This is a genomic window from Pseudomonas sp. EL_65y_Pfl1_R83 (assembly GCF_963970695.1).
Lineage (GTDB): Bacteria > Pseudomonadota > Gammaproteobacteria > Pseudomonadales > Pseudomonadaceae > Aquipseudomonas > Aquipseudomonas tritici.
Genome location: NZ_CAXAQI010000434.1, coordinates 1 through 450, shown reverse-complemented (window position 1 = coordinate 450; position 450 = coordinate 1). Strand labels below are relative to the sequence as shown.

1 protein-coding gene is annotated in these 450 nt (G+C 58.7%); it reads right to left on the bottom strand.

The genetic code is table 11. The features are described 5' to 3' along the window. Nucleotides 1-100: 100 nt before the first annotated feature. Nucleotides 101-450 (bottom strand): hypothetical protein (locus tag AACY08_RS29685; protein WP_339472654.1); only part of this gene is annotated, 350 nt, incomplete at its 5' end.

Sequence of the window (450 nt, the reverse complement as noted above, 5' to 3'; positions counted from 1 at the left end):
ATGGAAAATTGCCGGGGATCTCCGCCCCGGTGCCGTCGGTGGGCAGCACCCAGAAGGTATTGGTGGTGGCGGGGTGCTGGTAACGGAGGGCCGCCAGAATTTAGGCCGTCCCGGCCTCAAACGTCCCCATCGCATAAAGCGAGGTGATGCGTTCATGTCCGGTCTGCGTGTTACAATTTTGGTTGTTGACGTTCTTGATCGCCGGATTGGGATCATTGCAACTGTCGTCCGCAGCTGCGAACGAACCGTAGGTCGCGAGGATCGCCTTGTTGAACACCTGGTCATATGCAGCGCGGTCGATCAGCGGGGCCGCGAAATTGTAAACGCCCGGGACGATCGATGGGACGCTCCCGCCGAAGATCCCCAGGGTGGTCCAATTTATCTCGGCACCAGCAGCGTTGTAGACCCGCGGCGTGTAATAGTCGTTGTAGGTATGCTTGCGATAGGCAT